Here is a 1,579-nt window from a genome sequence, read left to right as displayed (position 1 = left end):
GCGGTGCCGAACCAGCCGATCATGGCCGCGCCGATCGCGCTGGTGATGTGGTCGTAGCCCGGCGCGATGTCGGTGGTGAGGGGCCCGAGCGTGTAGAAGGGCGCCTCGCCGCAGGCTTCGAGCTGCTTGTCCATGTTGGCCTTGATCTTGTGCATCGGCACGTGGCCGGGGCCCTCGATCATCACCTGGACGTCGTGCTTCCAGGCGATCTGCGTCAGCTCGCCGAGGGTGGCGAGCTCGGCGAACTGGGCTTCGTCGTTGGCGTCGGCGATGCTGCCGGGGCGCAGGCCGTCGCCGAGGCTGAAGGCGATGTCGTACGCCTTCATGATCTCGCAGATCTCCTCGAAGCGGGTGTAGAGGAAGCTCTCCTTGTGGTGGGCGAGGCACCATTTCGCCATGATCGAGCCGCCGCGGCTGACAATGCCGGTGACGCGCCTGGCCGTCATCGGGATGTAGGGCAGGCGCACGCCGGCGTGGATGGTGAAATAGTCGACGCCCTGCTCGGCCTGCTCGATCAGAGTGTCGCGGTAGATTTCCCAGGTCAGGTCCTCGGCGATGCCGCCGACCTTTTCGAGCGCCTGGTAGATGGGGACGGTGCCGATCGGGACGGGCGAGTTGCGGATGATCCATTCGCGGGTGTCGTGGATGTTGCGGCCGGTGGAGAGGTCCATGACGGTGTCGGCGCCCCAGCGGATCGACCAGACCATCTTGTCGACCTCGGCCGCGACGTCGGATGCGACGGCGGAGTTGCCGATGTTGGCGTTGATCTTGACGAGGAAGTTGCGGCCGATCGCCATCGGCTCGCTCTCGGGGTGGTTGATGTTGTTGGGGATGATGGCGCGGCCGCGGGCGACTTCGTCGCGGACGAATTCGGGGGTGACGTAATCGGGGATGGCGGCGCCGAAATCCTGGCCATCGCGGGCCTGGGCGGCGAGTTGCTCGCGGCCCAGGTTTTCGCGGATCGCGACATATTCCATCTCGGGGGTGATGATGCCGCGGCGGGCGTAGTGCATCTGGCTGACGTTGGCGCCCGGCTTGGCGCGGAGCACTTTCTTGCGGACGTTCGGGAAGGGCTGGACTCCGCCGGAGCGGTCGGGGCCGAGCTGGCCGTTATCCTCCGGCTTCACCTCGCGCTGGAGGACTTCTTCGACATCGCCGCGGGCGCGGATCCAGTCACGGCGGAGCTCCGGAAGGCCGGCCATGATGTCGATGCGGGCGTCGGGATCGGTATAGGGGCCGGAGGGATCGTAGACGCGAAGCGGCGGCTCGCCGGAACTCGGCTCGAGATGGATCTCGCGCATCGCGACGCCCAGCGGCCCGACATGCACCTTGCGGCTGCCGCGGATCGGGCCGGTGGTGACCTTTAGCTCGGTGCGGGCGGGAATGTCGGCCATCGTCGTCTCTCCTCAAAGGGGAGAAAGCGCCTGATGCCGCTCCCTCCCTACGCCCGTGTGAACGGGATCAGGTTCGGCGGGTCGCGCGCCGTGTCAGCGCGCCTCTCAACCTTGTGCGCAAGGTCCCCCGGGGATGGGTGAGCCATAAGCGCCTCCGGGACAGCGGGGAAGCCGGATTCCGCGCT

At 67.3% G+C, this 1,579-nt stretch carries 1 protein-coding gene and 1 riboswitch; the gene reads right to left on the bottom strand.

Translation table 11 applies throughout. The annotated features are described in order from the left end of the window. The coding region (gene thiC / locus VF662_RS11455) for a phosphomethylpyrimidine synthase ThiC (RefSeq protein WP_464141212.1) at positions 1-1,394 on the bottom strand (1,394 nt) is incomplete at its 3' end. Positions 1,395-1,421: 27 nt separating this feature from the next. Continuing rightward, positions 1,422-1,534, bottom strand: a riboswitch (TPP riboswitch). Positions 1,535-1,579 lie beyond the last annotated feature (45 nt).

The sequence above is a fragment of the Allosphingosinicella sp. genome, from assembly GCF_036387215.1.
GTDB lineage: Bacteria > Pseudomonadota > Alphaproteobacteria > Sphingomonadales > Sphingomonadaceae > Allosphingosinicella.
The sequence above is the reverse complement of the archived record's forward strand: the minus strand, read 5'-3'. Positions and strand labels throughout refer to the sequence as shown.